The following is a 23,173-nucleotide window of genomic DNA, read 5'->3' as shown; positions in this document are numbered from 1 at the left end:
CGCGACCTGAAAACCTCGATTTATGAGTTCTTGACAGGCTGATCGTCCGGAGTGAGACCAGCCAGCATCGCCTGCTGAGCGAACTCGGTATTCCCTGCGACCACCTCGTCAAAGGTTCCTCGGCTGATGATCGAGCCATCACTCATGAAGCACACCTGGTCGCTGTGCCTGATGGTGGACAGCCGATGCGCCACGGAGATGACTGTGATCTCGCCGTGCAGTTCTCCGATCGCGTCCGCCACTGCAGCTTCGGTCGCCGTATCGAGCGCGCTGGTCGCCTCGTCGAGCACGAGGACGAGTGGATCCACATAGAGCGCTCGTGCAATGCCGAGCCGCTGTCTTTGGCCTCCGGACAGCGCCAAGCCTCTCTCGCCCACCCTCCCATGGATTCCGCGGGCTCTCATTTCGACGGTCTCGAGCAGCTGCGCCTTCCGCAGAGCCTCGCGGACTCTTTGCTCGTCGAAGTCATCGCTCCAGGTGAGAGCGACATTCTGTGCGATCGATCCATCAAAAATGGCGACGTCCTGAGGGACGTAACCCACCCTGGACCGCCAGTCGGCCAGAACGTCCTCGAGGGGTACGCCATCGAGATGCATCGACCCTGCGGACGGGGTCAGTAGACCCAGCAGGATATCAATGAGGGTGGACTTCCCTGCGCCGGACTGGCCGACAATGCCGACCGACGATCCGATCGGGACCGCGAGCTCTATGTCGCTCACCGCCGGCGACGATGCTCCAGGATAAGTGAACCCGACACCCTTGAGTGTCAACATTCGAGGCTCGGCTCCTATCCGCAAGCCGCCGATGTTCTCGTCGCGGTTGCTGTAGGAATCCATGCGCTTGATGTCTTCCAACACAATGCTCGTGTACGGCAGCGTGGACTGCGTCAGGGCAAGCTGTGACTGCACTGCGGTGAGGGACGGTACCATCTTGAACCCGGCGATGCCGAAGATGGCGACGGCCGCGAGCGCGCTCTCCAGGCCACCGGTCAGGAAAGACACGCTGCCGATAAGAAGGAACCCGCCGAGCAGCGCCATGTCGACGACGAACTTCGGAACAGCCGCGAGGAATCGAATGTTCGAGCGGGAGTGCGCTGCGCGTGATCGACTGACGAAAACGACGTCGCCCACCTCCTGCGCCTTATCACGGAGGGTAATCTCCTTCAGCGCGGAGATCATCTCGGACACGAGGGTCGCCATGCGCATAGCCGAGTCCCGGTTGACCCGCCCTGCCACATAGGACTTCTTCGTCAACCAGACGTAGAGCACCCCGGCGATTAGGCCGAGGTAAACCACGGTGAGCAGAGCGGTCAACGGTTGCGTGACCACCAGGATGCCCAGTACCGACAGGAAAGTGAGGATCTGCGATGGAATGGTGACGGCGGGGATCAACACGCCGGCGATCGTGTTGGCAATGCCGACGTCGATGAGCCGCACCAGCTCAGCCGTTGATCGCTTCATTCGTTCGGTCCACGGCGAGCGGATGTAGCTATTGAAGAGGTGGGTGCCGATTTCGAGCTCGAACTGAGCAAACTTCCGGGTAGAGATCCACTGCATCCAGATACTGACGAAGGATTTCACGATCATAAGGGCAGTGGAGGCGACCAGCAGCCACAGGCTCATGTCGCGGGACACTGTGCCGAGAACGGGCAGCTGAAGATCACCACCACCAAGAATCTGGGTCATGATCACGGCGAACACGCCAAGTGCCCCCGCCTCGAGCAGGGACAGGAGGGAAAGTGCCAGACCGAAGACGATGATGAAACGTCGCGCCCTGGCAGGGAGAATAGGTATGAGTTCGCGCAGGACGCGGAACAGTTCTTTCATCGGTTCTCCGAAGCGGCGGGGGAGCAGGGGTGTACCTGCAGCAGGCACGCCTTCCATCCTACGTGGCTCTCCTCTTTAGCACCCTAGCTGGTCCAGGGGACGTACAAGCAGCGTGAGAGGATGACATGCATGCCGGGAAGCACTCGCGTCACACATCTGTTCGTCTGCGCAGGTGTCGGTTCGGCGACTATGTCTGAAGGGCGCGGCGAAGGGGAGCCATGGCGTCGGATGCGTGGCACGTGGACGCGGAGTGGGATGCAGCGGACGCACGACCGAATCCAGCCCAACTGGCGCTGTTTTTTCCGCTCACCGAGCGGTGGTACGTCCAGAACGGCGGGCGAGAGCGCAGCGCCCGCGGACGGTGCGCTCGGGCCGGCGCCCTGACGTTCCAGAAGCCATTGGTGATTTGCGGACCACCTCTCAACGGCGGGTGGTCCGGCCGACGTAAACAGACATCGTAACGCCAGGCGCCTGGTCGACCGGTTGAGGACCGTATATGCCGAGGCATTGGCCGAGCAGATAGAGGAAGAAGCGACGTGAAAATTGCATCGAACGTTAAGCCCCACCTGCTGTACATAGGCTTCGCGTACCCTCCGAGTACCGCATCCTCGGTCTACCGTTCTTTAGCCGTACCCAATGCATTCGCCGCAGCTGGCTGGGACGTCACCGTTCTTACAATCGATGGAGAAACGTGGTCCGAGATCTCGGGCGTTGATACGGGCCTCCTGGATTCCATTGACTCGTCGGTGCAGGTTGTCAGAGTGTCCGACGGCGGATCAGAGGATCATGCAAGAGGTGATCTGCGGGACTACTCGAGGTTGCGCATTGAGGCTCCTTACGTGTGGGAGCGACTGAAGTCTCTCCGCAGTCGTCGTTCATTCCCGGAAGCATTCCACGGACTGTGGTTGAAGCCGGCGTCGAAGGCTGCTCGCGAGGTCCACCGGCACCACCCGGTCAACTTGGTCATCGCGTCGGCGAGCCCCTACGTGTCGTTTGCAGTGGCGCGTTCCTTGCCCGACGTTCCTTACGTCTTGGACTACCGGGATGCATGGGCCTTCAATACCATCACTGGATCCGACAATTTCTCACCTCGGTCCAGCAATGGGAAGTTGGAGGCGACATTTCTGCAAGAGGCCCTACAGGTCTGGTTCGTAAATGCTCCGATTCAGGACGAGTACGTTCGCAGATATCCCGCTACTGCTGCCAAGATGCGCGTTGTTCCCAACGGTTTCGACCCGCAGCCCGGACACGGTCGGCCCACTGCAAGGCGCAGAGCAACGCCGTCGTTCGGGTACCTCGGCACCCTTCAGCATGAGAACAATCCCTTGGATGCATTTCTTGACGGATGGGTTGAGGCCTTTGGCCTGACTGGTGGCAGAAAGACGCCTGCGGCAACGGCGCAGATCCGGGGAAAGCTCAGCTCCAGCGGAAGCGCAGCGCCTGAGCTCCTCCGTAGATTCGACGGCGTAAGGAGGCACGGCATCGAATACGGCGGTCCGGTGCCCAAACGCGAAGTCGCTCGCTTCTATAAGGATCTAGACGCGCTGATCCTACTACTCGCCTCGGGCAAATATGTTACCGGTGGTAAAACGGCCGAGTATCTGGCAACCGGGCTGCCGATCGTCTCCGCACACGAGCATGGCAACGCGGCCACTGACCTGCTCCGCGACTATCCTCTTTGGTTTCCTGCCACGGAATTGACAGCTACTGGCATTAGCGCGGCGTTGCGTCGATGTGCTCAACAGCTTCAAGAACCCGACGAAGCTCGCTGGTCGGCAGCATGGGACTATGGTCAGTCCTTTCTCCGCTCGACCTTGATGGCGCCCGTGATCGAGGAACTGACCAGAAGCGTCGGCTTCCCTCTGCCTGGTTTGACGCCGCCTGATGCAGGGGACCGGAAGAAAGCCGAGCGTCATGAAGAAGCGGAAACTAAAGAACCACGAGCAGGGCGTCAGGTCCAAGCTCCGGGCGGTCCGGACATCGGGGCGGCCAGAGATGTGAGAGTCCTCGTGGTGATGGACGACGCCAGTCGCGAAGTACTTGAGGACGTTCGCGCACGCGCGAGCTCGATCAGAACAGTGTCGCTTTCTCTTGTCGAATTTGCTGCGAACTACACACACACGGCAGATGGGTCGCATACCCTTTCCTTGGCCCCTGCCGGACGCGCCGAGCGCATGGCATATAGGTTGTCTTCCGCCGGCGGCCCGGTGGGGATGCTGAGCAGACTGTGCCACGACAATCTGCGTTCACGTCGACTTGCCCTGGCCGTTCTGAAGGATCGAACTTTTGGCGCCGAGCTGCGCATGGCGGACGTGGTCATGGCTGCGGATACGCGCGCAATACGAGCCGTTTGGCAATTGAGGTCCCGTACACAAGCCGATCTTGTGCGAGGTGTCGTCGCCCTAGTCCATGTGTTGAAGCGCTAGCAGTTCATCGGAGCACCTGTGGGTACTCGATGGATCTGGACTCGGAAGTGCGCTCGGATGCAGCAACAACGACCTTGGTGAGCGTCAGCACCGGGGGTCAAGCACACCCCGTGCGATACTGGGACTGTGAGTCGTACTTGGATCGTGATCCCGCTGTTCAACGAGGCTCCCGTCATCGGATCCGTCATCCGTGATCTCCTCGAAGTCTTTCCGCACATCGTCTGCGTGGATGACGGCAGCACCGACAGCTCGGCGGAAGCTGCTCGAACTGCTGGAGCGGTCGTTGTTCAACACCCGGTGAATTTGGGGCAGGGAGCCGCCCTCCAAACTGGATTCGAGTACGCGCTGCTCGACCCTCACATGTCGTCCATCGTGACGTTCGACGCTGACGGTCAGCATCGGGTGTCGGATGCACTGGCAATGGTCAGACGGCTCGAATCAGGAGAGGCCGATGTCGTTCTCGGTTCGCGGTTCCTCGACGGACGCACCAAGATCGGGGCGCTCAAGCGGCTAGTGCTTCGAACAGCAGCTCTGCAAACCCGTTTGAGTACGGGAATGAACCTCACCGATGCTCACAACGGATTGCGCGCGTTCAATCGCGACGTGGTGGCGCATCTGCATCTGACTCAGAATCGGATGGCTCATGCCTCCGAGCTGATTCAAGTGCTCGTCGCTCTCAAGCCTCGATGGACGGAACACCCGGTCGAAATCATCTACACGGACTATTCAAAAGCAAAGGGCCAATCTCTTCTTAATTCTGTGAACATCCTCGCGGATCTGCTCTTTAGGTAATACTCATGATATTCATCGTGCAAATAGTGCTTGTCGTCGCCGTCATCCTCTTCTCCCTGGTGCTTATCCGCGGTGGATCCAATGCAAAGCACATGGCTGTACGCCGTCTTATGGTTCTGTTATTCGCAGTGGCGGCCGTCCTCTCCATCTTCTTTCCCGAGATCCTCACTCAACTGGCCCGTGTAGTAGGCGTGGGTCGTGGGACCGATCTTATGCTGTATGCCTTCATTGTCTCGTTCCTCGTGTACATTTCGACGACGCATCAGCGCTTCCGTCAGACGGAGGGAATCTTGACGAAGCTTTCGAGACGTATTGCTCTGGATGAGGCCGAGCGTCCGTGGGAGGACGGCCGACCGGCAGGTCTTTCTCGCACAGTCCTTCGTGATGACCCAGAGGGCGAAGCAGAAAAGGGAAGTGCGGCACCGTGACAATGGAGTGAACTTGAACTGCTCCGGCAAAGGCACGTTCAGTAAAGCCCTCTTCGAGGGATCCCCTGAACGCGCCTTCACCGGGTCAGTGTTCCTTAGAGTTTTCCGGTGTTGAGGGTGATGGTGTTGAGTTCTCCGGTGGGTTTGAGGTTGCGGAGGGTGAGGGAGCCGTTTCGACCAGGGGTGAGGGTTGCGGTTTGGTTGGGCATGGCGAAGTTGCGTGTTGCGGCGGGGATGGTGGTGGCTGACCAATATTCGGTGGTCTTGATGCGGGGCTTCCATCCTCCTGTTCCGTTTCCGGGGTAGATGTAGGCGGTGCCTTGGGGTGTGATGGCCAGGAGGTCGGCTTTTTTGTCCCCGTTGATGTCGTGGGCTGGGGCGATAGTGGTGAAGGTGTTCCAGCCGGTTCCGATTTTGGTCGCTTTCTTGAAGGTTCCGGTTCCTGTTCCTGGGTAGAGGAACAGCGTGCCGTCCTTGGTGCGGGCGATGAGGTCGGGGCGGGAATCGCCGTTGAAGTCGCCGGGGCTGATGATGTCGGTGAAGCCGTTCCAGCCGGTGCCGATGGTACGTTGCCCGGTGAATCTTGCGGTGCCGTCGGTGGTGTAGAGGACGAGGTTTCCGGTCTTGGTGCGGGCGATGAGATCTGGTTTACCGTTGCCGTCGAAGTCCCGTCCGTTCATGACCTCGGTGAAGTTCTGCCAGCCGCGACCGATCTGTCGGGGTGCTGTGGTGCTGGCGGCTCCGGTACCGGAGTGGAGAGCCAGGGCCCCTGCAGAGTTGATGGTCAGGAGATCGGCGGTCCCGTTGGAGTCAAAGTCCGTGCCGTCTATGGTCTCGGTGAAGTTCCACTGTCCGGCGGCGATGGTTTCTTTGAGGTAGCCGCCGAAGCCGTTTCCGAGGTAGGCCGTCAGACGTCCATCGGAGGAACGTGCCACGGTATCTGCACGCCCGTCACGGTTCACGTCCTGACCGACCATGACGTCGGTGAAACCGCCCCATCCTGATCCGACGATTTTCGCGGGTGCGAATTGTCCGTTGCGCAGGCTGCGGAACATCACAAGCTTGCCGGCGGTATCGCGGGCGATGAGATCCGGGGCGTCATCGCCGCTGTAGTCGCCGATGCCGCTGGCGAACTTCAGTCCCTGCCAGGAGGTGCCTGACGTGATGCGTGCTTTGAAGCCGCTTGTTCCCGATCCAGGGTAGATCGACAGGGTGCCCGCGTTTCTGGCGGCGATATCTGCCCGCCCGTCACCGGTGACGTCTCCCACCCCGAGGACAGTGTCGAAGCTCTGCCAGCCGGTGCCGATGCGAGAACTCTTCAGGAACCCGCCCGAACCGTTACCGGGGTACAGCCATAGTTCGCCGTTGGTCTTCCTCGCTGCCAGGTCCGCGTGTCGATCTCCGTTGAAGTCGCCGACAGCGAAGACCTGATTGAAAGAACTCCACCCGGTGCCGATCTTGCGGGGAGTGCCGTAGGTATTTCCTGTGGTGCCTGGGCTGACCCACAACGTGCCATCAGCACGTCGATGGAACAGGTCGGTGATGCCATCACCGGTGAAATCAGGCCCACTGAAACGCAACTCCGTCCGATCCAACGCAGGAGCCACCGGCACCGGAGCCACGGGCCTAGGAGCAACCGGCGCAGGCGCAGGCGCAACAGGCACAGTGCTGGCATTACGCGCAAAGGCTTCCAGTGATGCGTAGGAGCCCGGCCACTGGTTGGAGTCCCCCGCGAAGGGACCCGATTCGCTGTACTGCCAGACGGAATACCTCGTCCAGCCCGCAGGCAAGGCACCCGCTCCCACGTTGTTGAAGGCAGCCAGGTGCAGTGGATGATCGCCGAATGCCGTTGTGCTGGCAAAGCAGTAGTTCCACCAGTTCGCCGTTGTGTAGATCATCGGAAGGCGTCCGGTTCGGGCTTTGACGGTGTTCGAGAAATCGCGGACCCAGGAGATCAACTGGGAGGGCGTCATGCCGTAGCAGGTATCACCCCTACCGCTGGGCATCACATCGGCCCCGTAGGGGTTGTACTCGATGTCGAGGAGTGGGGGGAGGCTTTGACCGTCGGCGGACCATCCGCCTCCGTTGTCGAGGAAGTAATTGGCTTGCTCGCGACCCGAGGTCAGGTTGGGCAGAGCAAAGTGATAGGCCCCTCGCAACATCCCGACCGCGGAACTACCGCTGTATTGGGGCGAGAACTCCGGATTCTTGTAGAAGGTGCCTTCTGTTGCCTTGATGTACGTGAAGCGCGCGCCCAGCGCCCATTGGGACTTCCAGTCGACATTCCCCTGCCAGGCGCTGACATCCATGCCTTGAACGCCGCTGGGGCGCCACGTCGAGCCACTCATGGCGGACGACCCTGTCGAGTCATCCTTTGCCGACTCAGCATCCGCTTCGCGATCGAGGAGCTCCTGCCGGGACAGGGCCGTCTCCAGGCCGGCCGCGGCTCGTTTCACTCCCTGTCCCATTTCGGCGCCGAACTTGCCCACCTGCGGGTCCACTGCGTTTTCTTCAGCTTGTTCGGCTTCTCCCTCATCAGGAGATGCTTCGGTAGGAGGGGTGACAGGAGGAGTAAGGCCAGTCTCGATCTCCGCGCCTGGCAAGTTCTCCTCCGTCGAAGGGGAAATCTGGGCTTGTGGTGCCTGGTCCGCGGGGAATGTGGAAAGCGATGATGCTGTGGCGGGAAGAGATGTGCCCACGACAGCAGCTGAGATGAGAGCTGCGACGCTGATACTGAGGACGGCACGAAGTCTTACAGAGGAACACGTCCTCCGGCTCGTAGTAGACGAAACCATGATGTTCCTTAGAGTTTTCCGGTGTTGAGGGTGATGGTGTTGAGTTCTCCGGTGGGTTTGAGGTTGCGGAGGGTGAGGGAGCCGTTTCGACCAGGGGTGAGGGTTGCGGTTTGGTTGGGCATGGCGAAGTTGCGTGTTGCGGCGGGGATGGTGGTGGCTGACCAATATTCGGTGGTCTTGATGCGGGGCTTCCATCCTCCTGTTCCGTTTCCGGGGTAGATGTAGGCGGTGCCTTGGGGTGTGATGGCCAGGAGGTCGGCTTTTTTGTCCCCGTTGATGTCGTGGGCTGGGGCGATAGTGGTGAAGGTGTTCCAGCCGGTTCCGATTTTGGTCGCTTTCTTGAAGGTTCCGGTTCCTGTTCCTGGGTAGAGGAACAGCGTGCCGTCCTTGGTGCGGGCGATGAGGTCGGGGCGGGAATCGCCGTTGAAGTCGCCGGGGCTGATGATGTCGGTGAAGCCGTTCCAGCCGGTGCCGATGGTACGTTGCCCGGTGAATCTTGCGGTGCCGTCGGTGGTGTAGAGGACGAGGTTTCCGGTCTTGGTGCGGGCGATGAGATCTGGTTTACCGTTGCCGTCGAAGTCCCGTCCGTTCATGACCTCGGTGAAGTTCTGCCAGCCGCGACCGATCTGTCGGGGTGCTGTGGTGCTGGCGGCTCCGGTACCGGAGTGGAGAGCCAGGGCCCCTGCAGAGTTGATGGTCAGGAGATCGGCGGTCCCGTTGGAGTCAAAGTCCGTGCCGTCTATGGTCTCGGTGAAGTTCCACTGTCCGGCGGCGATGGTTTCTTTGAGGTAGCCGCCGAAGCCGTTTCCGAGGTAGGCCGTCAGACGTCCATCGGAGGAACGTGCCACGGTATCTGCACGCCCGTCACGGTTCACGTCCTGACCGACCATGACGTCGGTGAAACCGCCCCATCCTGATCCGACGATTTTCGCGGGTGCGAATTGTCCGTTGCGCAGGCTGCGGAACATCACAAGCTTGCCGGCGGTATCGCGGGCGATGAGATCCGGGGCGTCATCGCCGCTGTAGTCGCCGATGCCGCTGGCGAACTTCAGTCCCTGCCAGGAGGTGCCTGACGTGATGCGTGCTTTGAAGCCGCTTGTTCCCGATCCAGGGTAGATCGACAGGGTGCCCGCGTTTCTGGCGGCGATATCTGCCCGCCCGTCACCGGTGACGTCTCCCACCCCGAGGACAGTGTCGAAGCTCTGCCAGCCGGTGCCGATGCGAGAACTCTTCAGGAACCCGCCCGAACCGTTACCGGGGTACAGCCATAGTTCGCCGTTGGTCTTCCTCGCTGCCAGGTCCGCGTGTCGATCTCCGTTGAAGTCGCCGACAGCGAAGACCTGATTGAAAGAACTCCACCCGGTGCCGATCTTGCGGGGAGTGCCGTAGGTATTTCCTGTGGTGCCTGGGCTGACCCACAACGTGCCATCAGCACGTCGATGGAACAGGTCGGTGATGCCATCACCGGTGAAATCAGGCCCACTGAAACGCAACTCCGTCCGATCCAACGCAGGAGCCACCGGCGCGATCACCTTCGGCGTCACGGTCACGGTCGCGCCTGCGGAGGTCAGGGAATCGATCCTGACCTTGGTCCCGGCGAAGGTCGTGAAGGTCTGACCCTGCTGCCAGGTCAGCGAGGTGTTTCCCCAGCCGGAGCGCCGGCTGTCGGGTGTCAGGACGATCGACGCATTGCCACTCCACCCGAGATTGTCCCGCTTGGTGATCTTCACACCCTCGTTGCCGCCGACAGCCGTCTGGCTGTCGTAGCCCACGGCCAGACGTGCCTCGAGGTAGTAGACCTCCTTGCTCACCGGGTCGGTGAACTTCGCCGCGCGTGCCGTCGCTGTCCCTGCCCATGGCTTGAGACTCACCCTCGTTGCCGCCGTCGGCGTGCCGAGGTTCCGGATCTCCTGCCCGTTCCCGAAGCCGCCGTACTCCCACATGAAGGCATTGACCCGCGGCGAGCTCACCTGTGCGTAGCCCATGAGGTCGGTCGTGTCGCTGTACTCCGCCGAGTAGCACTCGCGGTCCGTCCATGTGCCGCCGGAGCGGGACACATCGGAGCGCCCATTGCTGCAGGCGAGGGAGTTGGCGTGGTGCAGGCCGAGGACGTGGCCGAACTCGTGCGCGACCACGTTGTTCGTCAGTGCGGAGGGGTACGGCATGATCACGCGGCCGCTGGTCGGTCCATCAGTGAAGCCGCCACCCAGGATTCCCCAGGAGCCGTTGTAGCTCAGATCCGCATGCGGAACGAAGATCACCAGCGCCTCGTACGGGCGGTATTGCCATCCGAGCTCGCGAGTCACCTTGTCCATGATGACGCCGTAGGAGTCTGTGATCTTGGCGGCGGACTGATGCCTGTATTCGTTCACTTTTGTGAAGGACAGCCGTCCGGCGGAGGAGGAGTTCCAGTAGTTGTTCGCATTGATGATCGAGTTGCGGGCCGCCGTCAAGTTGATCGCATTGGTATCGGCAACTGTCTTCCCCGACAGTTGCACGGTGACCAGCGTGACCTTGAAGGTGCCTGTCCGCGGTGCCAGCGCGGCACTACCGCCGCTGCCGTCCGTGGTCGACGGTGCTGCCGAGCCAGGTCCGTCGCTCTGGTCCACGTAGTGCTCGCCATATCGGGCATTCGAATCGGGGTCATCGAGCGGATTCCAGTTCAGATCCGGCACGAAGGACGTAATTTTCTCCGGAGCGGCTTTCGGCGCTGTCGGCGCGGCCGGAGCCGATGCCGCCTCTGTCGGCGAGGTCCGCGTCGGCTGAGCCTCCGACGGCGTCGTAGTGTCCTGCGGGGCGGGCGTCGCCTCGGCCGGTGACGCCGGCGTCGTCTCGATCGGCGCAGCCGCCGGTGGGGTCGCCGAGGGGGAGGGGGTCGGTGGTGCATCGAGTGCTACTGCGGGAACCGCACTGCCAATGAGACCAAAGGACAGTAAGGCGGCACACAGAAGCCGGGCATGGAAGGGCAAGGTCACGGGTTTCTCCAGCAGAATCCGGGCGTCAGCCAGCTAAATGAATCCCGTGCAGACTACCCATCCGGAATCGCCGTGACGGGGCTTTCGGAAGAGCGGTAGGAATGCTGGGTTAAACCTGCGAGTAAGCGGGGGCTCCTTCCGCGTGTCGCCTGTGGAGGACTACTCCTGATCCCGGGTCGGGATACTCACATATCGCTGTTCCTCTTTCCGGGCTGCACCCCCCTTCAGTAGGGTGAAATTCGGCGCGGACCGCAGTGGCTCCGCCGGTCGGCCGACGATGGTGTCAGGGCTCGCGGGGGTTGCGATGGATGCAGTGCGCTTGATCGAGGGCGAGGTGCGGGAGCTGATCCGCAGGCGCGGACTGGACCCGACGCTGCAGGCCGCAGAGGTGCAGCTCCTAGTGACCGACGCGGTGGCCGACTACGAGGACCGCTCGGTCCTGGGCGTCGTCCCACCACTGGGCAGGCTCGACACCGCGCGGAAACAGATCTTCGATGCCGTCGCCGGATTCGGAGCCCTGCAGCCGCTCCTGGATGATCCGACCGTCGAGGAGATCTGGATCAACGCGCCGTCCGAGGTGTACGTGGCGCGCGACGGCGAGTCCGAGCTCACCGCCCTTTCGCTGACCGACCAGCAGGTGCGCGATCTCGTGGAGAAGATGCTGAAGTCCTCCGGGCGCCGTCTCGACGTCTCGTCGCCTTTCGTCGACGCGTCCTTGCCCGACGGCTCGCGACTGCACGTGGTCATCCCCGAGGTGACACGGAAACACTGGTCCGTGAACATCCGGAAGTTCATTGCGCGCGCCTCGAGACTGGAGCACCTCGTGGAGCTCGGCACCCTGTCCCCGCAGGCGGCGCGCTTCCTCGGTGTGGCAGTTGCGAGCGGGCTCAACGTCCTCGTCTCCGGTGCCACGCAGGCGGGGAAGACCACCATGCTCAACTGCCTCGGGGCCTCGATCGGCCCCCGGGAGCGCGTGATCACCGTGGAGGAGATCTTCGAGCTCCAGCTGCCGCTGCGCGACGTCGTCGGACTGCAGTGCAGGCAACCGAATCTCGAGGGACACGGCGAGATCCCGCTGCGACGCCTGGTCAAGGAGGCCCTGCGGATGCGGCCGGACCGGTTGATCGTGGGGGAGGTGCGGGAGGCCGAGAGCCTCGACATGCTCATCGCGCTCAACAGCGGGCTCCCGGGCATGTGCAGCGTCCATGCCAACAGTGCGCACGACGCGATCACGAAGATCTGCACGCTTCCCCTGCTGGCCGGGGAGAACATCTCGAGCAGCTTCGTGGTGCCCACCGTGGCCTCCTGCATCGACCTCGTGGTGCACTGCGCCCGGCTCCCCGGCGGCCAGCGCAGAGTCATGGAGATCATGGCCCTCGGCCGACGCGTCGAGAACGGGGTGATCGAGTCCTCCTACGTCTTCAGACGGATCGACGGAGCCCTGCACCTCGCGGCGAGCGGCATGCCGGCGGAGGACAAATTCGCAGCCGCGGGTGTGGACATCGCGGCCCTGCTGGGATCCGCGGCGTGAGCGCGGCACTCGGAGTCGCCCTCGGCTCGGGCCTCCTGCTCATCTGGTGGTCCTTCTGGGAGCGCCCGGAGCGCCGTCGTCCGGGCAAGGCCCGCCGGGCGCCCCTCAAGGATCTCCTGGCGCGTGCCGGAGTGGAGCGGGTCTCGCCGAAGGGGTTGCTCGCCTCCTGCGCAGCGGTCGGGCTCCTCGTGATGCTGGTCGGCGTCGTCCTGACCGGCTCACCGCCCATCGCGCTGTGCTTCGCCCTCTTCGGTGCGCTCCTGCCGGTCTCGATCGTCAGGTGGCGCGCAGCGAGACGCACGGCCTCGCTGCGCGAACTGTGGCCCGAGGTGGTGGATCACCTCCGCTCCGCCATCCGCGCCGGTCTCTCATTGCCGGAGGCGCTCATCCAGCTCGGGGAGAAGGGGCCGCTCGAACTGCGGCCGGCCTTCCGGACCTTCGGAGCGGACTACCGGGCGGGCGGGCGCTTCGACGATGCCCTCAGCCGCCTGAAGGAGCGTCTCGCGGATCCGGTGGCCGATCGCATCGTCGAGGCGCTGCGCCTGACGCGCGATGTGGGTGGGTCCGACCTCGGGCGGCTCCTCGGGACGCTGTCCGAGTTCCTGCGGGACGCCGCACGGACCCGCAGCGAGCTCGAAGCACGTCAGTCCTGGACCATCAACGCCGCGCGCCTGGCGGTCGCAGCGCCCTGGTTCGTCCTCCTCCTGCTCTCCACCCGGCCGGAGGCGATCCGTGCCTACAACACCGCCGGCGGTGTGATGGTGCTGCTCGGCGGCCTGCTGATCTCCGTGCTCTGCTATCGCATCATGCTGCGCATCGGGGCGCTGCCCGAGGACCAGCGGGTGATGCGATGAATCCCGGGGTGGCCCTCGCTGCCCTGTGCGGCATCGGACTGGGGTGCGGCCTGTGGGTCGTGCTCGTGCGCCTTCCACCGATGCGGCCCACGACGCTCACCGCGCGCGTCGCACCGCAACTCCGCGCGGTCGACGTGGGATCACGGCTCCTTGCCGACACCCCTGCCAACGTCACACCGTTCGGGCCCCTCGAGCGGATCGTCCGCCCCATCCTCGCCGACGCCGTCCGCTGGTCCCACCGCTTCAATCCTGCGACGGCGGCACTCACCCGCCGGCTCGCCCAGGCCGGACGCGACCAGTCGACGGCGGACTTCAGGGCACAGCAGCTGCTGTGGGCGGCGGCAGCCCTCGCGGGATCCACCCTCGTGATGGTGTTGCTCGTAGCCTCCGGGTCCATCGGTGTACCTCTGGCGGTCGTGGTCATCCTGGCGTGCGCCGTCCTGGGGTTCGTGGGACGGGACTATGCCCTCTCCGTCGACATCAGACGCCGGGAGGCACGCATGCTCGCCCAGTTCCCCAGCCTGGCGGAACTGATGGCGCTCGCGGTCTCGGCGGGGGAGAGCACCACGGGAGCACTCGAGCGGATCAGCAGGACGGCGAACGGAGAACTCGCCGGCGAGTTCTCCCTGGTGCTGGCCAATACCCGCGCGGGAAGGCCGCTGGTGGAGGCCCTGCAGGAGTTCTCCCGCCGGACCCGCCTCGCCCCACTGGCCCGGTTTGTGGACGGCATCACCGTGGCCGTGCAGCGCGGCACACCCCTGGCAGATGTTCTCCGGGCGCAGGCGCAGGACGTGCGGGACCTCGCGAAACGCGACCTCATGGAATCGGCCGGGAAGAAGGAGATCGCCATGATGGTGCCCCTGGTGTTCGGTGTCCTTCCGCTGACCGTGCTCTTCGCCGTCTATCCCGGCATCGCTTTGATCAATCTCGGTTTCTGATGTTCGCCCCACACCGACCCATCACTACAGCAGGGAGAATCCCATGACGATCCTGACCCGCTCCACCCTCGGCGCGCTGGTGCTCCTGGCAGCCCTGATCTCTGCCCTCGGCCGTGCGGTCACGGCACCACGCCCCGGGACGGATGATCCCGAACGGGGTGACGTCCCGGGCTGGGTGATGATCACCCTGATGTCCGCCGTACTGGTCGCGGCGCTGCTCGCCATCGCCGGCCCGGCGCTGGAGGGACTGTTCAACCAGGCGATCGACCAGGTCTCGCCCTGACGTGGCGCCCCTGCTGCGGCTTGTTCGTGCCGGGCCGGAGGAGCCGCACGACGACGGCGAGCGTGGCGCCGCCGTGGTCGATTTCGTCCTCATCGGGGGTCTCCTGACGGTCATCTTCGTCGCGATCCTCCAGCTGACTCTGGTTCTGCACGTGCGGAACACGCTGATCGACGCGGCGTCGTCGGGAGCGCGGTACGGCACCCTGGCCGATCGCCGGCCCGCGGATGCCGCCACACGCGCCCGCGAGCTGATCGAGGGCTCCCTCTCCGAGGCCTACGCCTCCGACGTCTCCGTGGGTGAGAGCACGGTCGGCGGCGTGCGAACCCTCGAGGTGGTGATCCGCGCGCCGTTGCCCGTCGTCGGACTGCTCGGCCCTGCCGGCACGCTGGAGGTGCGCGGTCATGCGGCCCTGCCGACCTGAGCTCCTCCGCCGCCGTCGGCCGGGCCTGCGCCGGAGGGTACCGGCAGCCATCGGCCAGGAGGACGACGGCGAACGGGGCAGCGCCGTCGTGGAATTCGTCTTCCTCGGAGTCCTGCTGCTGATTCCCGTGGTGTATCTCGTGCTGACGGTCGGCCGGCTCCAGGCGGGGTCGTTCGCCGTCGTGGGCGCTGCCGACCAGGCCGCGAAGGTCTATGCCGACGCGTCGACGTCAGCCGAAGGGGAGGTGAGGGCCCGGGAGGCGGCGCGCATCGCTCTGGCCGATTTCGGGTTCGCCGGGGACCAGTCCGCGGTGGAGATCTCCTGCAGCGCCGAGTGCCTCGCGCCGGGGTCCGCCGTGACCGTCGCCGTCCGTCTCGAGGTGCCGCTGCCCCTCGTCCCGGCGATCGGCGGGACCACGCCCTCGGCCTCCACCGTGGACGCCACAGCGACGCAGATGGTGGAGCGGTTCGGGTGAGCAGGCGCGCGGCTCCGTTTGGCAGGACCGCAGCCCGAGCCACGGGAGGTCCGCAGCGCGACAGCGGTCAGGTGGGCGTGCTGATCATCGGCTATCTGCTGATCTCCCTGCTCGTCGTCACCGTCGTCCTCGCGGTGACGGCCGTCTACATCGAGCACAAGAAGCTGCTCTCGGTGGCCGACGGCGCCGCGCTCGCCGCGGCCGACGACTACAGCATCGACGTCGGGGGCGGAGGCGGGGAAGGGGGGCCGACGGCGCCCCTGCCCGTGCTCCAGGGGGCCGGGGTCGAGCAGTCCGCAGCGGGCTATCTCGCAGCCACCGGCGCCGACGCCCGCTTCGAGCAGCTCTCCGTCGACCCGGCCACGGGTGCGCCCGACGGCCGGACGGCGAGGGTCGTCCTGACCGCGGTGGTGCGTCCGCCGATCATCAACGGTCTCCTGCCCGCGGGCATCCGCATAGCGGCCCGGGCCGATGCCCGGGCCCAGCTGGTCAGGTGAGGCCCGGCCACCCAGAGGGCGCCCACGGCGATGACGTAGGCTGGAACCACCATGGCAACCACCGATTTTCCCGCAGAGATCCGCGCCCTTCGCGCCCAGTACCAGTCCATCGAGCAGGTCTCCGACGTGGAGGGGATCCGGAAGGACATCGAGGAACTCAGCGAGGAAGCCGGCGCCCCTGACCTGTGGGACGACCCGGCCGCGGCGCAGAAGGTCACCTCGAAACTCTCCCACCGCCAGTCCGCCCTCGAGCGGCTCGAGACCCTCGAGAGCCGCATCGACGACCTCGAGGTGCTGGTGGAACTGGGCGAGGACGAGGCGGACCAGGATTCCCTGGAGGAGGCGGAGCGTGAGCTCGTCGCCCTCGGCAAGGCCCTCGACGACCTCGAGATCGTGACCCTGCTCGCCGGCGAGTGGGACGAGCGCGAGGCCGTCGTCACCATCCGGTCGGGTGCCGGGGGAGTGGACGCCGCAGACTTCGCGGAGATGCTGCTGCGCATGTACCTCCGGTGGGCCGAGCGGCACGGGTATGCCACCGCGATCCTCGACACCTCCTACGCCGAGGAGGCAGGCCTGAAGTCCGCCACCTTCGAGGTCAAGGCACCCTACGCCTTCGGCACCCTGTCCGTGGAGGCAGGGACCCACCGGCTCGTCCGCATCAGCCCCTTCGACAACCAGGGCCGCCGCCAGACCTCCTTCGCCGCCGTGGAGGTGATCCCGCTCATCGAGCAGACGGACGTCATCGAGGTGCCCGACAACGAGATCCGCGTGGACGTCTTCCGGTCCTCCGGGCCCGGCGGGCAGTCGGTCAACACCACCGACTCGGCCGTCCGGCTCACGCACCTGCCCACCGGCGTGGTTGTCTCCATGCAGAACGAGAAGTCGCAGATCCAGAACCGCGCCGCAGCGATGCGCGTGCTGCAGTCGAGGCTCCTGCTCCTGAAGAAGGAGCAGGAGGACGCGGAGAAGAAGGCGTTCGCCGGTGACGTGAAGGCGTCCTGGGGTGACCAGATGCGCTCCTACGTGCTGAACCCGTACCAGATGGTCAAGGACCTCCGGACGAACCACGAGGTGGGCAACACCTCGGCGGTCTTCGACGGGGAGATCGACGACTTCATCGACGCCGGCATCCGGTGGCGGACCGACAACCGCAACGAGGCCCAGGACAGCTAGCGTCACCGACGGCTCGGGTGGAGCAGTGTCCGCCGGTCCCGGGTCGTAGGATGGAGGACACTGTCCTCCCGCGGATCCGCAGCCGCAGCAGTAGCGAAGAAGGAGTTCTGCCGTGCCGAAGGAAAGTGGCCGGAAAGTGGTGGCCACCAATCGGAAGGCCTATCACGACTACGCCGTGCTCGACACCTACGAGGCCGGCCTGGCGCTGATGGGGACCGAGGTGAAGTCCCTGCGGGCGGGGCGTGCGTCGCTGATCGACGGCTACGCGGTCTTCTACAACGACGAGCTCTGGCTCGAGGGCATCCACATCTCCGAGTACTCGCAGGGCAGCTGGACGAACCACGCTGCGCGCCGCCGCCGGAAACTGCTGCTGCACCGCGAGGAACTCACCAAGATCTCGCAGAAGATCAAGGAATCGGGCTTCACCCTGGTACCGCTGCAGCTCTACTTCCTCAACGGCCGGGCCAAGGTGGAGCTCGCCGTCGCACGGGGAAAGCGGGACTACGACAAGCGACAGACACTCCGCGAGAAGCAGGACAACCGCGAGGCGCTGAGGGCCATGCGTGAGAAGAACCTCGGGGGCTGAGTGCTCGCGGCCACGGCCTCGCGTGCGGTAGACTGGATGAGCTGGCAGGGCGTGAAGCCCCACCGGTGTTGTATCAAAGAAGTGTTGTATCGAAGAGACGCACCAAGCAGTACCGCACCACTTGATAACTGAACATGGGGATGACAGGTTTCGACGATGTTAGTCGCGACAGGGGAAGCGTGCCGAGGATACAGGGTTATCTCGTAAACGCTCCTTGTAAAACAATAAGTGCCGAACAAAAGCGCACTGACTTCGCTCTCGCTGCCTAAGCAGCCTAGCTAGTCCGTCAGCCCGGGTTTGCTCTCGCCCCGGATCCTGGCGTCATTTAGAGGGCCACTGCTCTCGGTCCTCGTTGTAGGGACCGGGGGGACACTCATACAACTGGGCTTGGCAGCCACTCGTCCGCACGATGGCTGGAGCCGAGAAAAACCGACGCGGACTGCGCACGGAGAAGCCCTGACTACACTGCATCGGACGCGGGTTCAATTCCCGCCATCTCCACGAATCACAGAAGCGCTCCACCGGGATCCGGTGGGGCGCTTTTGCGTCCACGGGTGGAATCGACCGTCGAGGGTGCTTATGCTTGACGACACAACTCGATCACCGGAGGACACCATGTGGCCCACCTCGGCGCGCCTGCTGGGTGTTCTCTTATGCGCTCTGCTGTCGAGTTGGTTCATCTCGGTGCCGGCGGCCCAGGCTGCGACGCCCATCGATACACGATACGCGGCGCTTGGCGGAAGCGCCGGGAAGCTCGGGGTACCGACTGGCCCGGAGATCTGCGGATTGAGGGCCGGGGGGTGCTACCGAAGCTATCAGCACGGTGCAATTATTTGGTCCCCCGCGACCGGGGCCCAAGCCACGTGGGGAGCTATCCGCGGAACCTGGCGTCAATTCCGGTCCGAGAACGGCTTCCTCGGGTATCCGGTGAGCGCGGAGATCTGCGGGCTTCGCGACAATGGCTGTTACCAAAGCTTCCAGAAGGGCTATATCGTTTGGTCGCCGGCCAGTGGAGCCCATACCAGCCATGGAGGGATTCGGAGGGCATGGGCGGGATCGCGGTACGAGAACGGTAAGCTGGGGTTCCCCACGACGAATGAGATCTGCGGTCTACGCGGCGGCGGCTGCTACCAAAAGTACCAGGGCGGCGTAATTCACTGGTCTCGAACGACGGGTGCGGCAGTCTCCCTTGGTGCGATCAGGGCCGCGTGGGCTGCAGAGAAGTACGAGAACGGTGCCCTGGGGTATCCGGTGTCGAATGAATCCTGCTCTGCCGCCACATGTACCCAGACCTATCAACGGGGACGCATCTCGTGGACAGCAGCTGGTGGTGCACGCGTATCTCGGGACATCGACGTCGCCGCCTCGCCGGTGGTTGTCGTGAACAAGCGCCGCCCCCTTACTCCAGTGCGCTACACCCCGGGCCCGCTGGTAGGAGTCGAGGGTCCGCTCATGCGAAACGACGCAGCACAGCAACTCACACGGCTGCTCTCGGGCGCAAGGGCGGCAGGGGTGGCGATGGTCCCCGTCAGCGGCTACAGATCCTACGACACGCAGGCATCGCTGTATGCCTCCTATGTGCAGCAGTACGGTCAGGCCACGGCGGATCTCATTTCGGCGCGACCCGGGCACAGCGAACATCAGACGGGGTTGACGATCGACATCGGCAACGCCAACGGGGCGTGCGGGCTGCAGGAATGTTTCGGCGGAACACCTTCCGGGGTCTGGGCGGCACAGAATGCATGGCGATACGGCTTCATCGTGCGATACCCGCAAGGGCAGACATCAATTACAGGCTACGCCTACGAGCCGTGGCATCTGCGTTATGTGGGTCTTACCATTGCGTCGGAGATGCGGAGCCATAATCTGTCCACCCTCGAGCACTACATGGGTCTACCGGCTGCACCGTCCTACTGAATCTGGGCCCGGCACCGGAGCGGCGCCGAGAACTACACTGGGCCCATGAGCTGGACTGACAGGCCGCCGTCGTGGCTGCCGCCGCTGCCCCCGCCGAAGCGGGGCCGCGCCCTCATCGTGCTCGGCTGGCTCCTGGTGAGCGGCACCTTCGTCTTCATCTTCATCATGAGTTATCTCGGCGGCACGCACACCCTGTACACCCTGCTGCCGCTGCTGCTCGGGCTGCTGTGCCTCATCGTGGGGCTGCTGCGGCGGGACAGCCGGCAGCGCTAGGATGCGTCGCCCGCCCGCGACGCACAACCCGGACCCGCAGCCCGGACCGCCCGCCCGCGACGCACAACCCGGACGTTCAGCCCATCACTGCGCCCCGGTGAGCGATTCCCTGTAGAGGGACAGCAGGGCCGCCATGCCGCCGTCGTGCAGTGCCCGCCGCTGGCGTTCCGAGCCGGTGCCCTGCTCCGCGATGGTCGCCAGGCTCGCCGTCACGTCGGCGAGATCGCCCTCTGACTCCAGGGCCGGTCCCACGTGGTCGAGGAAGGACTCGAGGAGCCTGTCGGCCGGCACGGGTACCGCCGTGCGCAGGTCCATGAGGTGGTGCTGCATCCCGTCCCGTGCCGCCTGCCACAGTGACGCGTCCAGCAGCTCGGGATCAGGATCCACCGGGGGAGTGTCCGCCGTCGCCTCACCCAGCGCGGTGACCACGAGGGCCCGCGTGAGTGCGCCGAGGAGCACGGAGTCGCGGGCCTCGAGCTGCACGTCGCAGGCCCGGAGCTCTATCGTGGGGAAGGTGTCCGAGAGTCGTGCCACCCATGTGAGGACCCCGCGGTCGAGGATGGCGCCGGTGCTGCTGAGTCGCGTGATGCGACGCTCGTAGTCGGCGACGTCGGCGAACACGGGCGGGATGCCCTGCACGGCCCACCGGCGGTAGTGGATCACGCGCCAGCTCCCGAAGCCGCTGTCGCGCCCCAGCCAGAACGGGGAATTGACGCTCAGGGCGGTCAGCAGGGGGATCCACGGGCGGATGCGGTTCAGGGCCCGGATGCCGCTCTCCTGGTCCGGGATCTCGACGTGCACGTGCAGGCCGTTGACGAACTGGTCACCGACGATGCCCGGGGCGCTCACCCGGAGATCCTCGTAGCGCTGCTTGTCCGTCAGCGACGGGTAGTCCTGGTGTATCCACGGAGCCGTCGCGGTGGCGGCGGCGAGGCTGCCCACGCTCGACGCCGACTCCGCCAGGGTGCGGCGGAAGTTCAGCAGGGACCCCTCCGCCTCGGCCAGGCTCTGGCAGACGGGCGTGGCCGTCTCGATCTGGCAGGACAGCAGTTCGCGCTGGATCTCCTCCGGCGTCACCCCGGGATGGGCCTCGAGCAGCTCCTGGACCTCGGCCGCGTGATCCGCCGGCAGTCCGGAGTCCGGGTCGAGGAGCAGGTACTCCTCCTCAAGGCCGAGAGAGGTCATGGAGTGGCTCCGGTTCCGGGTGTAGGGGTGTGAGGTACCCGCTCAGTCTAGGAGCGGGGACCGTGGCGGCGCGATTCACGACGACGGACTCAGGACGCGGTCCGATCCACCGCGCGCTCCGTGCGGGACCGGTCCGTCCCGATCCACAGCGCGGTGGGGAGCGCTGCATCGACCACCAGCGGCGCGGCGGCGCCCCCCACGAGGAGCTCCGGGCGGGCTCCGGTGCCGTGCGCCAGCCCGAGCTCGGCGTCGAGGGCGATGCCGTTGCGGTCGAGGAAACGCAGAATACCGGGGTCGTCGTCGCTGACCCGGACCAGCGGCCCCGTCCGACCCTCCTCCAGGGCGTCGAGGCGGCACGCGTCGGGGTACAGCACGGAGCCGTCCCGGCCGGGAATGGGGTCCCCGTGCGGATCCCGCGTGGGCTGCCCCAGTTTCGCGGCGAGGCGCTCGATGAACGCGGCCGAGACGGAGTGCTCGAGCAGCTCCGCCTCGTCGTGCACCTCGTCCCAGCCGTACCCGAGCTCGCGGACGAGGAAGGTCTCGATGAGGCGGTGCCGCCGCACCATGGCCAGTGCGAGCGTGCGGCCGGACGGGGTGAGGCTGATGGGCCCGTACTTGCGGTGCTCCGCCAGCCGCAGGTCGACCAGTTTGGCGACCATGCCCGTGACGGAGGAGTTCGCGACCGACAGGCGGGTGGCCAGGTGCGATGCGGTGATCGCACCGCCCCGCCACTCGGTGGAGGTGTACAGGACCTTGACGTAGTCCTGCACGCTCGTGGATTCGATGCTCAGCACATGGCCGCGCCGCGTGACCATCAGGCGTCCGAGGAGCGTGCGGTGCCGGTCAACGGGTCGCCCGTGCGCGCACGGCCCGGGAGGGGGTCGCCGGGCGGGGCTGCCTCGACCGCGCCTCCGCTCCGTGCCGGGGAGCTGCCGCGCCCGGTCCGGCCCGAGCGCCGGCGGCGCCCCAGCTGCCAGAGCAGCCCGTCCGGCCGCGCCACGAGGTACACCACGGTGAAGACCAGTGCCTGGCACAGCACCACCGCCGCGCCCGTGGAGATGTCCAGGTAGTAGCTGGCGTAGATGCCGGCCACCGACGCGACGACCGTGAGCGAGACCGAGAGGACGAGCATGCGGTCGAAGCTGCGCGTGAGCAGGAACGCGGTGGCGCCGGGGGTGACGAGCATGGCGACGACGAGGATGATGCCCACGGCCTGGAGGCCCACGACGACGGTCAGCGCGAGGAGCCCGAGCAGCAGGGCCGAGAGCCGGCGGGTGTTGATCCCGATCACGTGTGCATGGGTGCGGTCGAAGGCGAGCAGCGTGAGATCGCGCCGCTTGAGCAGCAGGACCACCAGCGTGACGGCCCCGAGGACCAGCACCTGCCAGACCTCGCCCGCCGAGACGCCCAGCACGTTCCCGAAGAGGATGTGCATCAGGTCTATCTGCGACGGCGTGGCCGAGACGATCGCCAGGCCAGAGGCGAAGAGCGCGGTGAAGACGACGCCGATCACCGTGTCCGCCTTCAGCCGGGTGGTGGAGCGGACGATCCCGATGAGGGCCACGGCGCCGGCCCCGAAGACGAACGCGCCGATGGAGAAGGGGATCCCCACGATGTAGGCGAGGGCCACACCGGGCAGGACGGCGTGGGAGACGGCGTCGCCCATGAGCGAGAAGCCCATGAGGATGAGCCAGCAGGACAGGACGGCGGCGACGACGGCGGCGGCGAGGGTGACCGCGAGGGCGCGCGTGAGGAACCCGTACTGGAGGGGTTCGAGGAGGAACGCCAGGACATCCAT

At 65.1% G+C, this 23,173-nt stretch carries 20 protein-coding genes, 1 other RNA gene and 1 pseudogene; 16 read left to right on the top strand and 6 right to left on the bottom strand.

Annotated features, from left to right (window positions below; all coding sequences use genetic code 11):
- Positions 1-20: 20 nt before the first annotated feature.
- Positions 21-1,874 (bottom strand): ABC transporter ATP-binding protein, encoded by a 1,854-nt coding sequence (locus Q0747_RS01845; RefSeq protein WP_298251550.1) that lies wholly within the window; start codon positions 1,872-1,874, stop codon positions 21-23.
- A gap of 488 nt (positions 1,875-2,362) precedes the next feature.
- Between Q0747_RS01845 and Q0747_RS01840 the strand changes: the two genes are divergently transcribed.
- From Q0747_RS01840 to Q0747_RS01830, 3 genes are all read left to right on the top strand, one after another.
- Positions 2,363-4,252 carry a glycosyltransferase gene (locus Q0747_RS01840; RefSeq protein WP_298251549.1) on the top strand — a complete coding sequence of 630 codons (1,890 nt, stop codon included), beginning with the start codon at positions 2,363-2,365 and terminating at the stop codon, positions 4,250-4,252.
- A 126-nt stretch (positions 4,253-4,378) separates the two neighbouring features.
- Positions 4,379-5,044: a glycosyltransferase family 2 protein gene (locus Q0747_RS01835; RefSeq protein WP_298251548.1), complete on the top strand. Its 666-nt coding sequence runs from the start codon at positions 4,379-4,381 to the stop codon at positions 5,042-5,044.
- 5 nt (positions 5,045-5,049) lie between these two features.
- Positions 5,050-5,472, top strand: a complete 423-nt coding sequence (locus Q0747_RS01830) for a DUF2304 domain-containing protein (protein WP_298251547.1) — start codon at positions 5,050-5,052, stop codon at positions 5,470-5,472.
- Positions 5,473-5,567: 95 nt separating this feature from the next.
- Here the strand turns inward: Q0747_RS01830 and Q0747_RS01825 are convergent, their stop codons facing one another.
- Complete coding sequence (locus tag Q0747_RS01825) at positions 5,568-7,973, bottom strand: GH25 family lysozyme (protein ID WP_298251546.1); 2,406 nt, start codon at positions 7,971-7,973, stop codon at positions 5,568-5,570.
- Positions 7,974-8,275: 302 nt separating this feature from the next.
- On the bottom strand, positions 8,276-10,942 hold the full coding sequence (locus tag Q0747_RS01820) for an FG-GAP-like repeat-containing protein (RefSeq protein WP_298251545.1): 2,667 nt from the start codon (positions 10,940-10,942) through the stop codon (positions 8,276-8,278).
- A gap of 604 nt (positions 10,943-11,546) precedes the next feature.
- Between Q0747_RS01820 and Q0747_RS01815 the strand changes: the two genes are divergently transcribed.
- From Q0747_RS01815 to Q0747_RS01760, 13 genes and pseudogenes are all read left to right on the top strand, one after another.
- The gene (locus Q0747_RS01815; RefSeq protein WP_298251544.1) at positions 11,547-12,773 is read left to right on the top strand and encodes a CpaF family protein; all 1,227 of its coding nucleotides are present in this window, start codon (positions 11,547-11,549) and stop codon (positions 12,771-12,773) included.
- A complete protein-coding gene (locus Q0747_RS01810; protein WP_298251543.1) occupies positions 12,770-13,627 on the top strand; it encodes a type II secretion system F family protein in 858 nt (285 codons plus the stop codon). Before Q0747_RS01815 ends, Q0747_RS01810 begins: the two co-directional genes overlap by 4 nt.
- A complete protein-coding gene (locus Q0747_RS01805) occupies positions 13,624-14,565 on the top strand; it encodes a type II secretion system F family protein (RefSeq protein ID WP_298251542.1) in 942 nt (313 codons plus the stop codon). The genes Q0747_RS01810 and Q0747_RS01805 overlap by 4 nt, the downstream gene beginning before the upstream one ends.
- 43 nt (positions 14,566-14,608) lie before the next feature.
- Positions 14,609-14,848 (top strand): hypothetical protein, encoded by a 240-nt coding sequence (locus Q0747_RS01800; protein ID WP_298251541.1) that lies wholly within the window; start codon positions 14,609-14,611, stop codon positions 14,846-14,848.
- Between the two features lies 1 nt (position 14,849).
- Positions 14,850-15,269 carry a TadE/TadG family type IV pilus assembly protein gene (locus tag Q0747_RS01795; RefSeq protein WP_298251540.1) on the top strand — a complete coding sequence of 140 codons (420 nt, stop codon included), beginning with the start codon at positions 14,850-14,852 and terminating at the stop codon, positions 15,267-15,269.
- A complete protein-coding gene (locus Q0747_RS01790; RefSeq protein WP_298251539.1) occupies positions 15,250-15,744 on the top strand; it encodes a hypothetical protein in 495 nt (164 codons plus the stop codon). Before Q0747_RS01795 ends, Q0747_RS01790 begins: the two co-directional genes overlap by 20 nt.
- Positions 15,741-16,241: a pilus assembly protein TadG-related protein gene (locus Q0747_RS01785; protein ID WP_298251538.1), complete on the top strand. Its 501-nt coding sequence runs from the start codon at positions 15,741-15,743 to the stop codon at positions 16,239-16,241. The genes Q0747_RS01790 and Q0747_RS01785 overlap by 4 nt, the downstream gene beginning before the upstream one ends.
- 51 nt (positions 16,242-16,292) lie before the next feature.
- Positions 16,293-17,414: a peptide chain release factor 2 gene (prfB, locus tag Q0747_RS01780; RefSeq protein WP_298251537.1), complete on the top strand. Its 1,122-nt coding sequence runs from the start codon at positions 16,293-16,295 to the stop codon at positions 17,412-17,414.
- A gap of 112 nt (positions 17,415-17,526) precedes the next feature.
- A complete protein-coding gene (gene smpB, locus Q0747_RS01775; protein ID WP_148600511.1) occupies positions 17,527-18,000 on the top strand; it encodes an SsrA-binding protein SmpB in 474 nt (157 codons plus the stop codon).
- Positions 18,001-18,136: 136 nt separating this feature from the next.
- Positions 18,137-18,504, top strand: a transfer-messenger RNA (tmRNA) gene (gene ssrA / locus Q0747_RS01770).
- Between the two features lie 75 nt (positions 18,505-18,579).
- Positions 18,580-19,329: pseudogene (locus Q0747_RS13895) on the top strand (LGFP repeat-containing protein); the annotation flags it as partial.
- 123 nt (positions 19,330-19,452) lie between these two features.
- Positions 19,453-19,917: a D-alanyl-D-alanine carboxypeptidase family protein gene (locus Q0747_RS01765; RefSeq protein ID WP_298251536.1), complete on the top strand. Its 465-nt coding sequence runs from the start codon at positions 19,453-19,455 to the stop codon at positions 19,915-19,917.
- Positions 19,918-19,962: 45 nt separating this feature from the next.
- Positions 19,963-20,190: a hypothetical protein gene (locus Q0747_RS01760; protein WP_298251535.1), complete on the top strand. Its 228-nt coding sequence runs from the start codon at positions 19,963-19,965 to the stop codon at positions 20,188-20,190.
- 84 nt (positions 20,191-20,274) lie between these two features.
- Here Q0747_RS01760 and Q0747_RS01755 read toward each other — a convergent pair whose 3' ends face one another.
- The 3 genes from Q0747_RS01755 to Q0747_RS01745 form a co-directional block, all read right to left on the bottom strand.
- Entirely contained in the window at positions 20,275-21,375 is a 1,101-nt protein-coding gene (locus Q0747_RS01755) for a glutamate--cysteine ligase (RefSeq protein WP_298251534.1), read from the bottom strand.
- A gap of 89 nt (positions 21,376-21,464) precedes the next feature.
- Positions 21,465-22,190 (bottom strand): metal-dependent transcriptional regulator, encoded by a 726-nt coding sequence (locus tag Q0747_RS01750; protein WP_298251533.1) that lies wholly within the window; start codon positions 22,188-22,190, stop codon positions 21,465-21,467.
- Positions 22,190-23,173, bottom strand: a complete 984-nt coding sequence (locus Q0747_RS01745) for a metal ABC transporter permease (protein ID WP_298251532.1) — start codon at positions 23,171-23,173, stop codon at positions 22,190-22,192. Before Q0747_RS01745 ends, Q0747_RS01750 begins: the two co-directional genes overlap by 1 nt.

This window comes from uncultured Arthrobacter sp. (assembly GCF_947493765.1).
Taxonomy (GTDB): domain Bacteria; phylum Actinomycetota; class Actinomycetes; order Actinomycetales; family Micrococcaceae; genus Arthrobacter_D.
This window is presented reverse-complemented; position numbering and strand designations above follow the sequence as displayed.